This window comes from Lyngbya aestuarii BL J, from assembly GCF_000478195.2.
Classification (GTDB): domain Bacteria; phylum Cyanobacteriota; class Cyanobacteriia; order Cyanobacteriales; family Microcoleaceae; genus Capilliphycus; species Capilliphycus aestuarii.
The window spans coordinates 18,049-37,066 of record NZ_AUZM01000013.1 but is presented as its reverse complement, the minus strand read 5'-3'; the positions used below and the strand labels follow the sequence as shown (position 1 = coordinate 37,066).

The window sequence follows — 19,018 nt, the reverse complement described above, 5'->3', positions numbered from 1 at the left end:
TCAAATCCTACCCTATGCCATGCCAAAATTGTCAATAATACACAAAACTTTAAATATCAGGTGTTGTTGATTATGGGTATGATTTTACCCCCTAACTTCCTAACTTTGGGTGGAACTAAACTCTCAAACTCCCCGCTCTGCTGGAATTTATGGGGTGAATTAGCGGATGCTTTGCTGTTGAACAGATTGGAATTTAGGCGGCTAAAGTTGATTCTGTTTTTTGAGTTTATTGTTTTTCTATGGGGAGTTTTTGAGTAGATTGAAGCAACTTTTCAATGTCAGCTTGGGCGAGGGGTTTGGAGAAAAAGTAACCTTGTCCAAATTCACATTTTAACTGTTTGAGTTGTTCTAATTGATCTGTGGTTTCAATTCCTTCGGCAATGACTTCCATTCCTAAACTCTGGGCGAGAGTAACAATCGCTTGGGTAATGGCTTTATTTTTAAATTCCGAATTAGCATGAACCACAAACGCCCGATCAATTTTGAGTGTATCAATCGGAAAACTATGTAAATAACTTAATGAAGAATAACCTGTGCCAAAATCATCTAAACTGAGTTTGATTTGACGATATTTGATCTGCTTCAATAGAGTTTTAACCGCAGATGGATTATCCATTAACATACTTTCAGTAATTTCTAGCTTGAGACAGTCATGTTTTAAACCTGTTTCTTGGAGAATATCATCAATTTTATCGACTAAATCGGGTTCTCGCAACTGACGCCCTGATAAATTCACACTGATTGTTAAATTCGGGAAATCAGGAAACTGTTCGTGCCAAGTTTTCATTTGTAAACAAGCCTGATATAACACCCATTGACCAATTTCTACAATCAGTCCAGTGATCTCAGTAATCGGAATAAACTTAGCAGGAGAAATCCAATTACCATCGGGATGTTGCCAGCGAATTAAGGCTTCAAATCCAGTGATTTTATGAGTTTTTAAACAAACTATCGGTTGATAATAAACCTGAAATTGTTTTTGTTCAATTGCTTGACGTAAATCAGTTTCAAGTTGGAGGCGTTCAAGCATTTTTAAGTGCATCTGACGATTAAAAATTGCTGATTTTCCTTGTCCTTGCGCTTTTGCTGAATACATCGCAATATCAGCATCCCGTAATATTTCTTCAGGGTGTTGATAGTCAGCCGTGACTAACGCAATCCCAATACTAGCATTGGTAAAAACTTGATGACTCCCTAACACAAACGGTAAGTTTAATTCCTGTTGAATACTTTGAGCAACTTTAATAACTTGATCAATTTGTTGAATTCCTCCTAACAAAATTGTAAATTCATCTCCCCCAAAACGGGCTAAAATATCAGTTTTTCGTAAGCAGCTTTTGAGGCGAGAGGTGAGAGCGATTAATAGTTGATCTCCAACGGCGTGTCCGAGGCTATCATTAATATATTTGAAATCATCTAAATCAAAAAACAAAACGGCAAATAAATATTCTTCTTGAATTTTAACTTGGTGAATTGCTTCCTGCAAACGCTCCATAAAAAAGGCTCGATTGGGTAAGTTGGTTAAAGAATCGTGATAGGCATTATGACGCAGTTTTTCTTCGGCTAACTTGCGTTCTGTAATATTAATACTGGTTCCTACAATTCTAAAAATGTGATCATTGCGATCGCAAATCGGGGTAAGCTGAGTCAGCCAATAAGAAATACTCTCTTGAAAGGGCATCATTTCTTCGTAGCTAATTGTCTTTTTAGCTGTGACGCAATCGATATAGTGTTGACGTACAACTTTAGCATAGGAAGGCGGTAAAATCTGTTCGGGTGTTTTTCCTTTCAGTTGTGTAGTTGTGAATTGGGTAAGCTGTTCGTGAATCGGATTTAAACCGACATAACGAAAGTCTCCATTTTCTAAAACATCAACCACAAAAATAGAAACAGCCGCCCCTTGATAAATACTTTGTAAAAACTGTTCATTTTCTCGTAATTGAGCTTCCGCTTGCTGACGTTCGGTGATATCTTCACAAATACACAGCAAATGTTCCGGTTCCATTTCATCATCATAAAGCGGTACTTTCACCGTATGTAAAATACGATTTCCTAAACTATTACTCTGAACAATTTCTTCGGAAATATCAAGCATCAATCCCCAGTTAAACGCTTCTTGATCTTGTTGAATCATCCGTGTAGCTTGCTCAGGCGGAAACAACTCATGTACCGTTTTTCCGATTACTTGTTCGCTGGTTAACCCAAATAATTTTTCACTGGTTTTATTCCAAAATGTGAACTGCCCAAATTGTTCAGATTTCCCTTCTTTCACAAAGACTGCAACAGGTAAGTGATCAATTAAAGTTTGGAGAAAATTACGAGTTTGCTGAACTTGTTGCATCGCTTGATAACGTTCAGTGACATTTCGCAGAGAAGCTAAAGTTGCAGGTTTACCCTCCCAAATAATGTTCACCACTTGCATTTCTGCCATGCTCAAGTTTCCTTTAATATCTACAATATTAACTTCCGTTGCTTCACCCAGTTTCCCATATAACGAACCAAACCAGTAGCCCAATAGCTCTGAATGAGAACGGTTAAACAAAGACTCCGCCGCCGGATTAATAAAACGAATAATTCCATCAGAATCAACCACAATTAACGCATCAGATATTGCCGTAACAATTGTACTCAGACGGTTTTGACTCTCTAACAGATCTATCTCAGCTTGCTTGCGGTTGCTAATATCACGCAAAATAATAGTAAAAAATATTCCCTCTGCTAACTCCAATTTAGAAACAGAAGCCTCTGCCGGAAACTCAGTTCCATTTTGACGACGACCGATAATTTCTAATGGTTTATTCAAAGACTGATCAAGATTTTCTGAATAATACGTTTGAAGATACTGTTGAGGAATTAAAAGGTCTAAAGGCTGACCAATCACTGTTTCTGAGGAATATCCAAAAATTTGTTCCGCACCTTGATTAAACAGTTGAATTCTATCTTGTTGATCAATCGAAATAATCCCATCTTGAGCAATATCTAAAATTCCCCGCAAACGAGCCTCTGAAGCTTGTAAAGCTACTTCTGTTTGTCGGCGTTCGGTAATATTATTTTGAACCCCAATAAAATGAGTTAGCTCTCCAACATCATTAAATACAGGCGAGATATAAAGTTCAATCCAAATCAGAGTTCCATCAAGACGGTAATTTTGTAAAATGACATTACATTCGCGAGCCTGTTCAATCGCTTTTCTTAATTCATCAATCCCCGGTTGATTACGGTTATTTTGCTGAAAAAACCGAGGGTTACGACCAATAATTTCTGAAGTAGCAAAGCCTGTGATCCTTTCAACAGCAGAATTCGCATAAATAATCGGATTATCAGGTTGGTTTGGATCGGTAATAATAATCCCATTACTAGCAGAATTAATCGCCCGTTCTAATAGCTGTAAACGTTCAGTAGACTGAACCTGTTCTACCGCTGTTGCTAGAATATTGGCGATCGCTTGTAGAAAGTTAACATCATCTTGACTAAAGAATTGTTTGCTGCGGGTATGCGCTCCCAAAACTCCAAAAATTCGATCTTTGAGGCGAATCATCACACTCATTCCGCTAATCACGTGATGATCGCGCAGTAAAGCAGGCCCGTTAAACCGAGTTTCTGTGCGTAAATCTTCAACAATTATAGGTTCACGACTGAGCAAAGTATAACCCGCTTGAGAGTTTATTTCCGTCCCCACTGTTGCGGTTCCCACCAGTCCCTCTAACCAACCGACTCCCGCCCGTAATCGCAAGGTTTGACCGTCGGGTAATAGCTCTAGGACTTTGGTATACTCGACTTCGAGAACTTCCGCCATCAGAGTCACCGCTTCGGTAAATAACTCATTGAGTGAGGTTTGAGTTAAAGCAGATTGACCCAATTGAGCCACACTCGCCTGTTGATGAACTCGACTACGAAGTAAGGCTTCAACTTGTTTACGGTGAGTAATATTGCGAGCGACTGCATAGACTAAATTCGTTTCTAGACTGGGAGTTGCTTTCCATGATAACCAGATATAGGAATCATCTTGACAGCGATAGCGGTTTTCAAATTGAATGGATTTTCCGGTTAATAATTCTTGCCATTTGATCAGGGTTTCTGCTCGATCTTCTGGATGTACCCATGTGACCAGAGGTTGAGCTAAAAGTTGAGCTTGCGTGTAGCCCAGTGTGGTTTCAAAACAGGGGTTAATTCGCTTGAAGCAGCTATCGAATCCGGCTATACACAATAAATCTGGGGAGAGTAAAAATAAGCAATCCCGTTCTTGTTCGACTTTTTGATATTGATGAAGGGCAGCTTCTCTTAGGTGAATTTCCTCAGATAAATCTTGATTGATTTGATTGAGTTGTTTGTTTTTTTCTCTAGAGGTTTGAGCCAGAAACGTACTGATTCCTGCTAATAAAGAAATCGTCATTCCACCTCCTAATAACAGATCAGAAAGAGGCGTGTTTTGAGTGGTGAGTCGGGTTAGATTTGAGGCGATCTGCAATTCCTGAACTTGTTGATCTAGCTCTTGATCAATGTCTTGAATCCATTCCGTTTGGTTGGGATTAACAAATGTCCAAATCACCGTCTGATCATTGTGATCAGTTGCAGTAAAAGGGAAGTTGATATATTCATCAATCGTTTGTATTTTTATCTCATTCAAACAATCATTTACACTTAAAATACCAAGAGTTGTTTCTTGCAGTTCATCTTGCTCAAAATCAGGAATAATAACCAGTAATAACTGCTCTTTAAAAAGAGTATCAATTAGAGGTTTAACAATCAACTGATCAGATTGTTGTATGCTTATTTGAGCAATTTTTCCCCCTTCAGCTACCGCTAATTCTAAGTCTTTTGGAGGAATTTCACTGTTGGCCTTCGAGATAATCAGATTATTATTTTTATTTGTATCTTTCTCCGTCCAAATTATGGCTTGATAGCCTGTAGTATTTGTTAAAAACAAACGGGCTTGAGCTTCTCGCTCTAGACGGGAGGGAGGATTAAAATGCCATTGTTTGCTGATTTGATTGAGGAGAAGAACTCGATCTTTAATTTTATCTTGGAGTTCTATTTTTAGATGTATTTTCGTGAGTTGAGTATTGTATTCAAATTCTGCTTTTTTCTCTTGCTTTAAATTTTGCCAGAAGATCAACGTTGCACCGAGAATCAAACTAGCTGCTAAAGCAGAAGACAATATTTTTTTTACCGATTTTAGAAAATTCAAATCTGACATATTAATTAACCCCTGACCTGAATTTAGGAGACTATAGTTTTTGATCTTACCCAATCTGAATATTAACTTAATTATAGATTAGAATAGACTTGTTAATTGAAATTAACGAATAAATAAAATTGATTTATACAGACTGAAGCAATAGAGAAGTATAGAGTTTAAACGGTTGTATCCAACTGTCTCAATCAAATTTAATTTGCTTAAAGGTTAAAGATTACCCCTAAGATCTACTTCTAATATTGTAACATATAAATAGAGTTTGTCGAATAAATTAAACTTTTAGGAAGTAGAAAGAACTCCTGTGTCACCCGGATAAGAGATGAGAGAAAATCGGTACTCTGACTCCAATTGAAACGATCAACGAATCAACAAAACTTATTTAAAGCCCAGAGAGAGATCAAGATCAATAAGTTGATACTTTGTAATCAAAATTTACAAAATTCAATAAAAACCATTCATCAATGAGCAGAATTTGCCTCAGTCAATGAACGTTGAATAATACTGAGAAGATGAGTAATATTTTGAGCATCTAAAGCTTTAGAAAACAAATGTCCCTGTCCATATTCACAGCCCAAACCCTTGAGCTTTTCCAACTGAAAAACAGTTTCAATCCCTTCAGCAATCGTATTCATTTCTAAGGCATTAGCAAGCCGCAAAATCGCTTTAATAATCGCGGTATTTTCAGAATTGGGCTTAAGCCTTTTTACAAAAGAACGATCAATTTTCAAAGTATTAATCGGGAAACGATGTAAATAACTCAAAGACGAATAACCCGTCCCAAAATCATCCAAACTCAACTGAATATTCCGAGCTTTAATTTGACGAAGAATCTTCAGAGCCTGATCATAATTGTCGATCAACAAACTTTCAGTAATCTCCAACTTGAGACAATGACTCGGTAAACCGGTTTGGGTTAAAACCCGATCAATCTGCTCTAATAAATCCGGTTCTCGTAACTGTTTACTCGACAGATTAACACTCACAGTCAGATTCTTTAACCGAGGAAACTGTTGGCGCCAAACCTGCAATTGTTCACAGGCTGATGCGAGTACCCACTGACCAATCTTACCAATTAACCCCATTTCTTCAGCCACCGGAATAAACAAAGCCGGAGAAATAAAACCCTTATAGGGATTCAACCAACGAATCAGCGCTTCAAAACCGATCACCTCCCCGGTTGTAATCGAGACAATCGGTTGATAATAAACTTGAAACTCGTTGAGTTCCAATGCTCGTCTGAGTTGAGTTTCAAGCTGCAACCGTTCTACCGCCTGTCGGTGCATTCTAGTATCAAACACCGCATAAGCCCCTTTTCCCATCTCCTTCGCCCGATACATCGCTAAGTCTGCATTTCGCAGCAATTCTTCAGGATGCTGTTCGTGACGAGAACAACTAAAAGCAATCCCAATACTGACATTGGTAAACACCTCATTCCCACTCAAATTAAACGGAAGCATCAATTGTTGATGAATATGACGAGCGACTTTGATCGCATCCGTAACACCCTCTATCTGTTCCAGTAAAATCGTAAACTCATCGCCTCCGAGTCGAGCCAGAGTATCTCTTGAACGTAGACACCCTTCTAACCGACGAGCGATCGCAATCAATAATTGATCTCCAATCTGATGTCCTAAACTATCATTAACACGCTTAAAATTATCCAAATCCAAAAACAAAACCGCAAACAATTCCCCAGAAGCCTGTTGAACCTGCTTGATAGAATGAGCCAAACGATTCAAAAACAAAGCCCGGTTGGGAAGATCAGTCAAAGTATCATAAAAAGCATGATGACGAAGTTGGTCTTCGGCTTGCTTGCGTTTAGTAATATCTTCACCAATACAAAGCAGATATTCAGTATCAGGATAGTGATTGAGTAAAGGTACCTTCACCGTATGCAAAATCCGTTGGCCGAGGGTTTGAGTCTCCACCCGTTCTTCTGGAATATCCAACACCGTACCCGCTTCTAATACCGCTTGATCTTGTTGGTGAAAAGATTCAGCTTGTTCAGATGGAAACACATCATAAACCGTTTTTCCCAAAACCTCAACCGCACTCAAGCCAAATAACTGTTCACAGGCTTTATTCCACAACCGAAACCGCCCCAACTGATCCCGATGAGTTTCTTTGACAAATACCGCCACAGGTAAATGGTCAATCATCGTCTGGAGGAAATTACGAGTTTGACGAACTTCTTCTTGAGCTTCATAGCGTTCAGTGATATCGTTCTGGATACCAATAAAATGAGTCAGATGTCCGCGATCATTAAAAACAGGAGCGACTTGCAGATCATTCCAGAATAGACGGCCATCTTGACGATAATTTTGGATCACCACTCGACATTCTCGACCTTGTAAAAGAGCGGTTCTCAAGCGTTCAACTTCCGAGGAGTCTGTTTTTGGCCCCTGCAACAAACGACAGTTGCGCCCCAAAACATCTTTTGAACTGTAGCCTGTGATCTGTTCAAAACCCGCGTTGACATAAATAATCGGATTATCTATTTCCGTCGCATCAGTAATGATAATTCCGTTGCTACTGGCATTAATCGCCCGTTCCATTAAATACAGACTTTCTGTAGATTGCTGGCGGGCGATCGCAGTGGCGATAATATTGGCGATCGCTTGAATAAAATGGATATCATCACCACTAAATCTGCGTTGAGTCCGACTGTAAATACTTAAAACGCCGTAGGGTTCGTCTTCTTCACCGATAATGACGCTTATTCCACTGACGATGCGATGGTTGTGAAGCAGAGGTTCACCTTTAAAGCGGGTTTCAACTCGTAGATCTTCAACCACCACAGGCTGCTTTTGAGCCAGAGTGTAGCCCGCGTGAGAGTGAGAAGCGGTACTAATATGAGCATAACCCACCAGTCCAGACGACCAACCGACTCCCGCTTTTAACAGTAACGCAGACCCATTGGGTAACAGTTCTAAGATTTTGACAAAGTGAACGTTTAAAGTCTGAGCAATTAAAGTGGCAATTTCAGTCAATAATTGATCAACGTTGGTTTGACTAAGTGCATATTGACCCAGTTCAGCAACGGTTGCTTGTTGGGCGATCTGCGATTGTAATTGAGCCACAGAACGCTTATATTCAGTGATATCCCGAGCAACCGCATACAACAATCCTTCTTGTAAAAACGGCGCTGAAGTCCAAGATAACCAGCGATAATCACCATCGCGACAACGATAGCGGTTTTCAAAGTTAAATGAGGGTTTACCTTGAGCGAGCTTTGCAAGTTCGGCTTTTGTAGCGCCTTGATCGTCTGGGTGTACAAATTCCCACAGAGGAACCGATAAGAGTTCGGCTTCAGTATAGCCCAGTGTGGTGACAAAAGCGGGATTGACCCGTTGAAAATACCCCTCAAAACTGGTGATACAGAGTAAGTCGAGGGAAAGGCTAAAAAACCGATCGCGTTCTTGTATGAAAGGTTGACACTGAGGCGGGGTGGTCGAAAGTTCGGGATCGATCTCGGAGTGAGTCTCTAATTCCGCGTTAACTTTTCGCTGAGAGATGAATCGAGTGGCGATCGCTCCGAGTAATATTCCGAGTCCCAATGTTAAGCTTGTTAAGCTCAATTGTACCCTCTGGGTGATTGGCTCTTGAATGAGGATGAATTGCCATAGGATTAATGTTGTTCCCAAAATTCCCGAACCGACAACCATCGCCAGCCCGGCTTGACCCAAAATAGTTTCAGTTTTTAGAGAGTTTCTAGGGAAATATTTTTTCACCTGACGTAAAATTTGCATTGTTATGAGGTTAATGATTAACCGACTAAATTCCTAATTTTGATCAGTAGATGCTCTTTTATAGGTTTGGCTTGATCGAGGTATTGATGAGTTAATCGTTCTCAGCGCTTTGATCTCATCGCTTTAGTTGATGTCTCCTCTCCCTAAAGGAAAGAGGATTCTAAATAGACAAAGCCGACGATTGGTTTCAGGCTCTCAACCCAAGCCCATTTTCAGCAACCGCAACTCTTGGGGTGGCTCCAATGGCACGAAATTGAGTTAAAGTTTTATTTTAGATGAAAACCGATAAAAACTTAGTCTGGTATCGTACCAATGTTTTAGGATCAATGCTATCTCACCTGTGATACAGGCAATCACATCGAGCTTGAATGAGAAATCCCCCATCTCGTGACAGGGGAATTGATAAGATTGAATGAATAACTGTGATAAGTTTTGATCAACTCAGGAAAACATCTGGTTGAAAAAGGCGATTGTTTCTTTGAGCTGAGTGACAAACACATCAACTTCTTCCCGAGTATTGTAAAAATAAAAACTCACCCGAGCAGAACCATTTACATTCAGATATTGATGTAAGGGTTGAGTACAATGATGTCCAGAACGAATAGCTATTCCTACATCATTGAGTAAGGTTGATAAATCATTGGCATGAATTTCTCCGGCGGTAAAACTCGCTAAAGCCGCTCGTCCGGAACCATCCGCTTGAGGTTTTGGCCCGTAGATTGTAAGTTCGGGAATATCTTTCAACTTCTCAAATAAATAAGCGGTCATTTCTTGTTCATAAGCATGAATTTTATCCATGCCTATTCCCATCAAATAATCCACTGCTGCTCCTAATGCAATTGCTTCTCCAATCGCCGGGGTTCCCGCTTCAAATTTATGGGGAAGTTCTCCATAGGTAAATCGATCTAAATACACCTCATCAATCATTTCTCCCCCGCCTAAAAAGGGTGACATGGCGTTCAATATTTCTAACTTTCCATACAAAAAGCCAATTCCCGTCGGAGCGCACATTTTATGACCCGAACCCACTAACCAATCACAGTCCATTGCTTGCACATCTACAGGCATATGGGGCAAACTTTGGCAAGCATCAATTAAGACTTTTGCGCCGTTTTCGTGGGCAATCTTGCAAATATCTTCAACGGGATTGATACAACCCAAAACGTTAGAAACATGAACCACAGAAACCAGCTTTGTCTGGGTCGAAATCAAGCTCTTAAACTGCTCTAAATCAAAGGTTTGTGTTTCCGTCAGTTCAACAAACTTTAACACGGCACCCGTGCGTTGAGCGAGCATCTGCCAAGGCACTAAGTTACTATGATGTTCCATCACAGAGAGGATGATTTCATCTCCGGCTTTAATATTATTTAATCCCCAAGAATAAGCAACTAAATTAACGGCTTCGCTCGCATTACGAGTATAAATAATTTCCTGATAGGAAGCAGCATTGACAAATTTTACCACTTTTTGACGAGCGGCTTCATATTCATCGGTAGCTTTGGCACTCAATGTATGCACACCTCGATGCACATTGGAGTTATAACCTTCGTAATAGTTTCGTAGGGCATCAATCACCACTTGAGGCTTTTGAGAGGTGGCAGCGTTATCGAGATAAACTAACGGATGACCGTTAACTTCTTGATGTAAGATCGGAAAATCGGAACGAACTTTATCACCTAATGTTTTTTCTTGAATTAAAGTCATTTTTTCTATCCTTTTTCTGCTGTATGTTCAAAATTAAGGAACTCAATATTACAGAATAATTCTCTGTCGGGGCGCATGGCATACGCCCTTATCCGTTTTTTAGAAATCACGATTGGATGTGTGCCGTTAGCACAACGACAAACCTGTAACGTGTTAGCTTAATTCGGTGCGACAAGCGACACAACGACTGAGTATTTGTCGTAAAGAGTCTAAGGGTAACTTCTGCAAAATTTCTGACGCAAAAGCATCAATTAATAAATGACGACTCATGCGATCATCCAAGCCACGACTTCGCAAATAGAAGATTTCATCATCTTCTAACTGACTCACTGTTGCCCCATGAGAACATTTAACATCATCGGCAACAATTTCTAATTGCGGTTTAGTATTAATTCTAGCTTGGGATGAGAGTAACAAATTTTGACTGAGTTGGTTCGCATTGGTTAATTGGGCGGCTTGCGACACCACCACTCGGCCATTAAAGACACCTCGGGCGCGATCATCTAGAATACATTTATGGACTTGATTATAGATCCCGTGCTGGTGGTTAAAAAAGGTCGCACTGTGAGTATCGGCTAACTGTTCTTCTCTAATTAAAGTTAACCCATTGAGTGTGGTTTCGGTTCCTTCTCCAGTTTGATTAAGATCGAGATTATGACGGGATAATTTCGCCCCTAAACTGATAGTATTGAGGGTATAACGGCTAGTACGGGCTTGAGAAATTGCAGTTCGACCAATATGAAAGGCTTGGGGGGCATCCCGTTGAACTCGGGTATGTTTAATTTCGGCGTTTTCTTCGACCCAAATTTCGGTAACGGTATTCACGAAATAGGGATGATGAGTGGAGAAACCCGAACAATCTTCTAAACTGGCATAGTGTTCGATTAAGGTGCAAGAACTCCCCGCTTCTGCGACAACTAATGCCCGAGGTTGACTCATTCTCGGAGTATCATCAGCCGTCGAAATAAAGAGTAAATGCAGGGGGGTTTCTACCGCTTTATTTTTCCCCACCCAAATGATCGCAACATCCGTTAGTGAGGCTGTATTGAGGGCGGTAAAAATCTCGGAATTGCCTTGTTGTTTGTCGAGATAATGATCATAGCGATCGCTGAAAGATGCAGGTAGATTTCCTAAGTTTCCGGCAAAGATGCCGTCGGTTTGGGAGACGGTTGATAAATGCGGTGCATACTCACCATCAACAAATACTAAGCGGCTATTTTCGGCTTCGGGTAAAGTCAGGGGTGAAATATCTTCTTTTGTTAGCTGAACTGGTTTTGCTGCCTGAAAATTCACCTGCAACAAACCTGACAAATCTGTAAACCGCCAATCTTCTTCTTTTTGAGTTGGAATGGCTTTGTCTTGTAGTTCTGTTGCGGCGCGATCGCGAAGATCTTGCAGATGCGAATTTTGAGGAACAATTGTTTGGGTTTTCGCCAAGTTTAACAATTGCTGCAAATAAGAAACTTCGGGTTTATCTTGAACTTGTGTAACCATTAAACTCCCACTTTTGCAGCTTCAATCACTTCATCGTAGCCTTTTTCTTCGAGTTCTAAGGCTAATTCTTTGCTTCCGGTTTTGATAATTTGTCCGGCTTGCATGACATGAACAAAATCCGGCACAATATAGTCTAATAATCGTTGATAGTGGGTAATCACTAACATAGAATTATCAGCGTTTGCTAACTGGTTCACGCCACCTGCAACAATTCTGAGGGCATCAATATCCAAACCCGAATCAGTTTCATCCAAAATGGCGAGTTTGGGTTCGAGTAATGCCATTTGTAGGATTTCATTCCGCTTTTTCTCGCCGCCTGAAAAGCCTTCATTGACACTGCGTTCGAGAAATTCGGGCTTCATTTTAACAACGTCTAATTTATCGCGAATTAGGTCATCAAAATCAAAGGCATCTATTTCTTCTTTTCCTTGACTTTTCAAACGGGCATTATAAGCCGCTCGCAGAAAATCTAAGTTAGTTAAACCGGGGATTTCTAGAGGATATTGAAACGCTAAAAATATCCCCGCTATTGCCCGTTCATTGGGTTCTAGTTCTAACAAATTCTGCCCTAAAAATGTCACTTCTCCGCCTGTGACTTCATAAGCCGGATGACCTGCTAATACTTTGGAAAAGGTACTTTTTCCCGAGCCATTTTGACCCATCACCGCATGAATTTCTCCGGCTTTAATCTCTAAGTTTAAGCCTTTAAGAATCTGTGTTCCGTCAACATTGGCGGTTAAATCTCGGACAGACAAAATCACTTCGCTATTTTCTCGAATCATTTTGGTTTCTAGTCACAGAAAAATGAACAATGGATACAAGTTTATTGAGTAGAGACGCTGCATTCAACATCTCTACAATCGGTTCTGGCTACTCGACATCTGTTTCTTCGGTTTGAGGTTAATTGACGAAGAACTAACCCACACTTCCTTCTAATTTCAGACTGAGTAATTTATCGGCTTCAACGGCAAATTCCATCGGGAGTTCGTTGAAGACATCTTTACAGAATCCGCTAATAATTAGAGAGACGGCATCTTCTGGAGAAATTCCCCGTTGAGTGAGGTAGAACAGTTGATCTTCTCCAATTTTTGAAGTCGAGGCTTCATGTTCAACTTTAGCGGTGTTGTTATCGACTTGAATGTAGGGGAATGTATTGGCTTGACCTCTATCCCCGATTAACATTGAATCACATTGAGAATAGTTGCGAGCGCCTTTTGCTTTTGGCCCCATTTTCACTAAACCGCGATAACTATTGGATGAATTTCCCGCAGAAATTCCTTTAGAAATAATCGTGCTACGGGTATTTTTGCCAATATGAACCATTTTGGTTCCGGTATCGGCTTGTTGTTTGTTATTCGTGAGGGCGACAGAGTAAAATTCTCCGACGGAATTATCTCCAATTAAGACGCAACTGGGATATTTCCAAGTAATAGCCGAACCCGTTTCAACTTGTGTCCAAGAAATCTTGGAATTCACTCCTTTACAGAGTCCGCGTTTGGTGACAAAGTTGTAGATTCCGCCTTTGCCGTTTTCGTCTCCAGCAAACCAGTTTTGGACGGTGGAATATTTGATTTCGGCGTTATCGAGGGTGACTAATTCAACGACAGCCGCGTGGAGTTGGTTGGTGTCAAACATCGGGGCGGTACAGCCTTCGAGGTAGGTGACGGAACTGCCTTCTTCAGCGACAATTAACGTGCGTTCAAATTGGCCTGAGTCGCCGTTATTAATTCGGAAGTAGGTTGACAAGTCCATCGGACATTTGACGCCTTTGGGGATGTAGACAAAAGAACCATCACTAAAGACGGCGGAGTTGAGGGCGGCGAAGAAGTTATCGCCAACGGGAACCACGCTTCCTAAGTATTTTTCGATCAGTTCAGGATGTTCTTTGACGGCCTCTGTAATGGAACAGAAAATGACTCCATCTTCGGCGAGTTTTTCTTTGAAGGTTGTTCCAATGGAAACGCTATCAAATACCGCATCAACGGCGACATTGGCTAAACGTTTTTGTTCAGAGAGGGAAATCCCCAGTTTCTCGAAAGTTTCGAGTAGTGTCGGGTCTACTTCGTCGAGGCTGCCTTTCTTTTCATTTACTTTCGGCGCAGAATAGTAAACAATATTTTGGTAATTGATTGCGGGATAGTCAACGTGGGGCCAAGTCGGTTCGCTCATTTTCAGCCATTGCCGATAGGCTTTGAGTCGAAAGTTTAACAGAAATTCTGGCTCGTTTTTCTTGGCGGAGATCAGGCGCACGACGTCTTCATTCAGTCCGGCGGGGATCGAGTCCGACTCGATATCGGTGACAAAGCCGTACTTATAGGGTTCGTTGACTAGGGTTTTAACTGAAGCAGTCATAGGTTTAATAGGGTTAGGGTTCTTCTGGGATAGTTGATAGTCAGTTGTTGACCGATGGTAGACCAGTGACGGAACTGGGTTGTTAACGACAAGTGTTTTTTGCTTTCAGCCTTCCGTCCCTAATCTCCGAACTTAAACAACAGGTTTGTTACTTAAGTCTATTTTAAGCTACATTAACAATAAGTGCATTGTCAAAGTCTAATTTTGTAAATTTTTATAAAAAATACCGATGACCATTACTCAGCAGCATTCCACCAAGCGTGATATCGTGCAACAACTCATCAAGCGGGGTCAAGCCACAGCACTAGAGTTGGCAGGGTTCCTTGATATCAGTCCCCAAGCGATTCGACGTCATCTCAAAGATCTAGAAGCTGAAGGTGCTATTCAATACGAGTCTGTCCAGGCGGGGATGGGAAGACCGCAGCATATTTATCAGCTTACCAGTCAGGGGCGCGATCGCTTTCCTAAACGATATGATGAGTTTGCGATTTCGTTCCTCGATACGTTAGCGGAAACGGTTGGACATGAACAAGTCAGTCAAATTTTACAAAAACAGTGGCAACGTAAAGCCTTAGAATATCGTCAACAAGTAGGAACAGGTTCAGTTCAAGAACGAGTTGCTCGGTTAGTGGAACTTCGCAAAGCAGAAGGCTACATGGCGGAATGGTATGCGATGGAGTCTTCGAGTCCGGAAACTGAACAGTATGTGTTAACGGAGCATAACTGCGCTATTTCTAATGTGGCGGAATCGTTTCCGAGTGTTTGCGGCCACGAATTAGAGATGTTTAGTGCAGTTCTGTTTGATTGTACTGTGGAACGAACACACTGGATTGTTAATGGCGAACATCGGTGTGGATATTTAATTATTAACCAGTAGTAAAAAGACGGCTAAGAGTCCTTCGTTCTACTCAGGATGACGTAGATTTAATGTTAAATTTTTAATTAAGCTATGCAACCCACAATGGAATTTTTGACCTCGGAAGAAGCCATTCAAGTCGATGCGGCTTTATTGTCCTCTAAAGAAAAATTCTCGACTCGATTAGCGATTTATGCGTTGAGGTGTTTAAAACAAATTGCGGCTGAAAAAGAAATTTCAGTCGAAGCCGTTACCGCTCAACAAGTCTCTGACTGGATTAAAAAAGACGAAAATATTCAACAACAACTTGAACTCGATAGTAATTTTGAACTGTTTTTTACTCGTTTAGTCTTGTCGTCGTTGAAGCCTTTAAAACAAATCGCTCAGTCAGAACAGCAACCGATAGAAAACCTGACACTAAAACAGGTTGTCAGTTGGTTTGAACAAGAAAGTAAAATTAGACAAGAATAAAGAATTGATGTTATAGTGCTTCGCACAAGGCAAGAGCTCATATGGCAAGAGGCAAAAGGGAGGAAAAAGCCTAGTCCAGTAAGGCTTTTCACAATTCTTTATTTCCGGGGATTTGTAAACATACCAGCGCGACCTGCTATAAAGATTTAAAGAGTTAAAGAGTTAAAGATTTAAACCGTAATTATTCCATCCAAAACTGTTGAGATCCGAGTAACTGCTCGGCTTTAATGGCACTGACGGGTTTAGAAAATAAATAACCCTGTCCGTATTCACATTCTAACGCTTGAAGACGTTCTAAATGTTCAGCTTTTTCTATCCCTTCGGCGATTACATCCATGCCTAAAGTGTGTGCTAAAGTGATAATCGCCTGAACAACGGCAGCATTTTCAGGGTTAAAATTCATCCGCGTAATAAAAGATCGATCAATTTTTAGGGTATTGATGGGGAAGTTATGTAAATAGCTTAATGAGGAATATCCTGTGCCAAAATCATCTAGACTGAGTTGAATATTTTGCGCTCTGATTTGGATTAATTTTTCTTTAACATCTTCAGGCTTTTCCATTAATATAGTTTCTGTTATTTCTAATTTTAGATTTTGAGGATTGATCTGAGTTTCAGTCAGAACTTGATTAATCTTTTCGACAAAATTATAGTCTTGAATTTGGCGACTTGAGAGGTTGACACTCATCATTAAATGCTGCATTTTGGGAGAGATTTGAGTCCAAGCTTTAAGTTGATTACAAGCTGTTTTTAGCACCCAGTAACCCAGTGGGATAATTAATCCCGTTTCTTCTGTAACTGGTATAAATTGATAGGGCGAAATCCAACCTTTAGTCGGATGTTGCCAACGAATTAAAGCCTCAAAGCCGACAATTTGATGGGTTTGCAAACAGACAACGGGTTGATAGTAGACTAAAAAATCTTGCTGCTCCCAAGCATAACGCAAATCGGTTTCTAACTGAAGTCGGTTTTGACTTTTTTGGCGCATTTGCGAGTTGAAAATAGCATAACAATTTTTTCCTTGTTGTTTGGCTGAATACATAGCAATATCTGCATCCCGTAATACTTCTTCTGGATAGGTATAATCGGGGCTGATCAGTGCGATTCCTAGACTGGCATTACTAAACAATTGATGACTACTTAGATCAAATGGAAAGGTTAATTTCTGCTGGATATTCTGCACAACTGTAATCGCTTGACTAACTTGTTCAATATCTTTGAGAAGAAAAGTAAATTCATCTCCGCCTAAACGCGCCAGGATATCTCCTGAACGTAGACAAGTTTCCAAACGAGCAGCGATGGCAATGAGTAGTTGATCACCGATAATATGTCCTAAACTTTCATTGACAAACTTGAAGCTATCGAGATCTAAAAAGATCACAGCAAATGAAGTCTGATTTGAGGTTTGGGTTTGATCAATTGCTTGTTCCAACTGATCCATAAATAAAGCCCGGTTGGGTAAGTTAGTCAGCGCATCATAAAAAGCACTGTGTCGCAGTTGTTCTTCTGCTTGCTTGCGTTCAGTGATATCTCGCAGGGAAACTAGAGTCGCTTTTTCTCCTTCCCAATCAATCTCAAACGATCGCATTTCTACAAAGACTTGCTTTCCTGTTGGTTGTAAAATTGTTAACTCAGTTTTATCTTCTTCGAGTAAAAAATTACCAATCTGATAACCGATCAGTACAGACTCTGATCGATCACACAAAATTTCAGCCGCCGGGTTGACAAACTGAATCACACCATTGCTGTTAACAACCATCAACGCATCAGAAATCGCTGACACGATCTTTTTGAGACGTTCTTCAGACTTGTTGAGATTGGCTTCTGAGTGTTTGCGATCGCTAATATCTTTTTGAATCCCAATAAAGTTTGTGAGTTTTCCTTGATTATTAAAAACCGGGGAAATAAACAATTCGTTCCAAAATAAACTCCCATCTTTGCGATAGTTCCGCAATACAACATTGCATTCTTTTTTTGCTTTAATCGCTGCTCGAATGATATTAATTTCGGGTTGATTTCGGTCTTTTTCCTGTAAGAAGCGACAGTTTCTACCTATGATTTCAGATGCGGAATAACCCGTGCTACGCTCGACGGCTGTATTGAAATAAATAATCGGGTTATCGGGTTGATTGGGATCAGTGATAATGATGCCATTATTGGCTGAATTGATAGCTCGTTCTAGTAGGTGAAGATGTTCTTCAGATTGGTGTCGTTCTACAGCCATTGCTAGAATATTAGCGATCGCTTGCAGGAAATTGATATCATCTGTGCTAAATTGACGTTGTTTTTTACTATGAACAGCGAGGACTCCAAAGGGTTTTTCTCTCGAACAGATCACCACACTAATCCCACTGATAATCTCATTTTCATGCAGCAAATATGACCCCTGAAAACGGGTTTCAGCTTGTAAATTTTCGAGAATCACAGGTTCATTTTTAAGTAAGGTATAACCAACATGGGTGTTCTGTCCCATCTCAACAGTTGTGGTTTCAATTAGACCCGCTTCCCAACCCAAAGCTGCTATGATTAAGAAGTGGTGATTGTCTGGTAGAAGTTGTAAAATTTTGCTATATTCAACATCTAAAATCTCGGCAATCATCGTGACCGATTGCTGAAATAATTGCTCAAGAAAATTAGTTTTGTCTACATCGATAGTTTTTTCTAAAGCGAGTTGACCGAGTTGAGCAACCGCCGCTTGTTGGCGAACTCGCCATCGCAATTGAGTTTCGGTTTGTTTTTGCGTGGTTATATCCCGAGCGACAGCATAAACTAAATTGTTTTCGAGGTCGGCTTTTGCAGTCCAAGATAAGTATTTATAGGAATTATCCTGACAGCGATAACGATTTTCAAAATTTATGATAGACTCTTGATTGAGAAGCTGTTCAAATATTAGAAGTGTTACGTTTTGATCGTCTGGATGAACAAATTCAATCCAAGGTTGAGCGAGTAGTTGTCCGGCTGTATAGCCTAATATGCTTTCAAAAGCGGGGTTAACTTGCTTAAAATAGCCATTATAATCCGCTATCCCTACTAAATCTGGTGAGAGCATAAACAAGCTTTTTGGGATTTCATTAATCGATTTTTCTTTGGGGATTTTAGAGGATTTAATTTGATAACGAGCTAATTTTTTTTGAATAAATTTCCAGAATTTCATGCTTTTTGCTTGACTTTTTTATTCTATACTATGGAGGTAAG

At 40.3% G+C, this 19,018-nt stretch carries 9 protein-coding genes; 2 read left to right on the top strand and 7 right to left on the bottom strand.

Going from position 1 to position 19,018, the window contains the following annotated elements; all coding sequences use genetic code 11:
* Positions 1-226: 226 nt before the first annotated feature.
* From M595_RS07790 to sufB, 6 genes are all read right to left on the bottom strand, one after another.
* Positions 227-5,197 (bottom strand): PAS domain S-box protein, encoded by a 4,971-nt coding sequence (locus M595_RS07790; protein WP_023065624.1) that lies wholly within the window; start codon positions 5,195-5,197, stop codon positions 227-229.
* Positions 5,198-5,655: 458 nt separating this feature from the next.
* Complete coding sequence (locus M595_RS07785; RefSeq protein ID WP_023065586.1) at positions 5,656-8,946, bottom strand: EAL domain-containing protein; 3,291 nt, start codon at positions 8,944-8,946, stop codon at positions 5,656-5,658.
* A 441-nt stretch (positions 8,947-9,387) separates the two neighbouring features.
* Positions 9,388-10,650, bottom strand: a complete 1,263-nt coding sequence (locus tag M595_RS07780) for a SufS family cysteine desulfurase (RefSeq protein WP_023065630.1) — start codon at positions 10,648-10,650, stop codon at positions 9,388-9,390.
* Positions 10,651-10,803: 153 nt separating this feature from the next.
* Positions 10,804-12,144 carry a Fe-S cluster assembly protein SufD gene (gene sufD / locus M595_RS07775; RefSeq protein ID WP_023065615.1) on the bottom strand — a complete coding sequence of 447 codons (1,341 nt, stop codon included), beginning with the start codon at positions 12,142-12,144 and terminating at the stop codon, positions 10,804-10,806.
* The gene (gene sufC / locus M595_RS07770) at positions 12,144-12,926 is read right to left on the bottom strand and encodes a Fe-S cluster assembly ATPase SufC (RefSeq protein WP_023065599.1); all 783 of its coding nucleotides are present in this window, start codon (positions 12,924-12,926) and stop codon (positions 12,144-12,146) included. Before sufC ends, sufD begins: the two co-directional genes overlap by 1 nt.
* A 133-nt stretch (positions 12,927-13,059) precedes the next feature.
* Positions 13,060-14,496 (bottom strand): Fe-S cluster assembly protein SufB, encoded by a 1,437-nt coding sequence (sufB, locus tag M595_RS07765; RefSeq protein ID WP_023065591.1) that lies wholly within the window; start codon positions 14,494-14,496, stop codon positions 13,060-13,062.
* A gap of 229 nt (positions 14,497-14,725) precedes the next feature.
* Between sufB and sufR the strand changes: the two genes are divergently transcribed.
* Positions 14,726-15,373, top strand: coding sequence for an iron-sulfur cluster biosynthesis transcriptional regulator SufR (sufR, locus tag M595_RS07760; protein WP_040483764.1), 648 nt, complete (start codon positions 14,726-14,728; stop codon positions 15,371-15,373).
* Between the two features lie 72 nt (positions 15,374-15,445).
* Entirely contained in the window at positions 15,446-15,823 is a 378-nt protein-coding gene (locus M595_RS07755; protein WP_023065621.1) for an NDH complex assembly factor CRR9, read from the top strand.
* Positions 15,824-16,004: 181 nt separating this feature from the next.
* On the opposite strand, the gene M595_RS07750 is transcribed toward M595_RS07755, so the two are convergent.
* On the bottom strand, positions 16,005-18,977 hold the full coding sequence (locus M595_RS07750; protein ID WP_023065644.1) for an EAL domain-containing protein: 2,973 nt from the start codon (positions 18,975-18,977) through the stop codon (positions 16,005-16,007).
* Positions 18,978-19,018: the final 41 nt, after the last annotated feature.

What these genes read in the sequence shown, in the direction of transcription:
- M595_RS07790 (WP_023065624.1), bottom strand. Translation starts at nt 5,197, where the DNA reads ATGTCAGATTTGAATTTTCTAAAATCGGTAAAAAAAATATTGTCTTCT.
- M595_RS07785 (WP_023065586.1), bottom strand. Translation starts at nt 8,946, where the DNA reads ATGCAAATTTTACGTCAGGTGAAAAAATATTTCCCTAGAAACTCTCTA.
- M595_RS07780 (WP_023065630.1), bottom strand. Translation starts at nt 10,650, where the DNA reads ATGACTTTAATTCAAGAAAAAACATTAGGTGATAAAGTTCGTTCCGAT.
- sufD (WP_023065615.1), bottom strand. Translation starts at nt 12,144, where the DNA reads ATGGTTACACAAGTTCAAGATAAACCCGAAGTTTCTTATTTGCAGCAA.
- sufC (WP_023065599.1), bottom strand. Translation starts at nt 12,926, where the DNA reads ATGATTCGAGAAAATAGCGAAGTGATTTTGTCTGTCCGAGATTTAACC.
- sufB (WP_023065591.1), bottom strand. Translation starts at nt 14,496, where the DNA reads ATGACTGCTTCAGTTAAAACCCTAGTCAACGAACCCTATAAGTACGGC.
- sufR (WP_040483764.1), top strand. Translation starts at nt 14,726, where the DNA reads ATGACCATTACTCAGCAGCATTCCACCAAGCGTGATATCGTGCAACAA.
- M595_RS07755 (WP_023065621.1), top strand. Translation starts at nt 15,446, where the DNA reads ATGCAACCCACAATGGAATTTTTGACCTCGGAAGAAGCCATTCAAGTC.
- M595_RS07750 (WP_023065644.1), bottom strand. Translation starts at nt 18,977, where the DNA reads ATGAAATTCTGGAAATTTATTCAAAAAAAATTAGCTCGTTATCAAATT.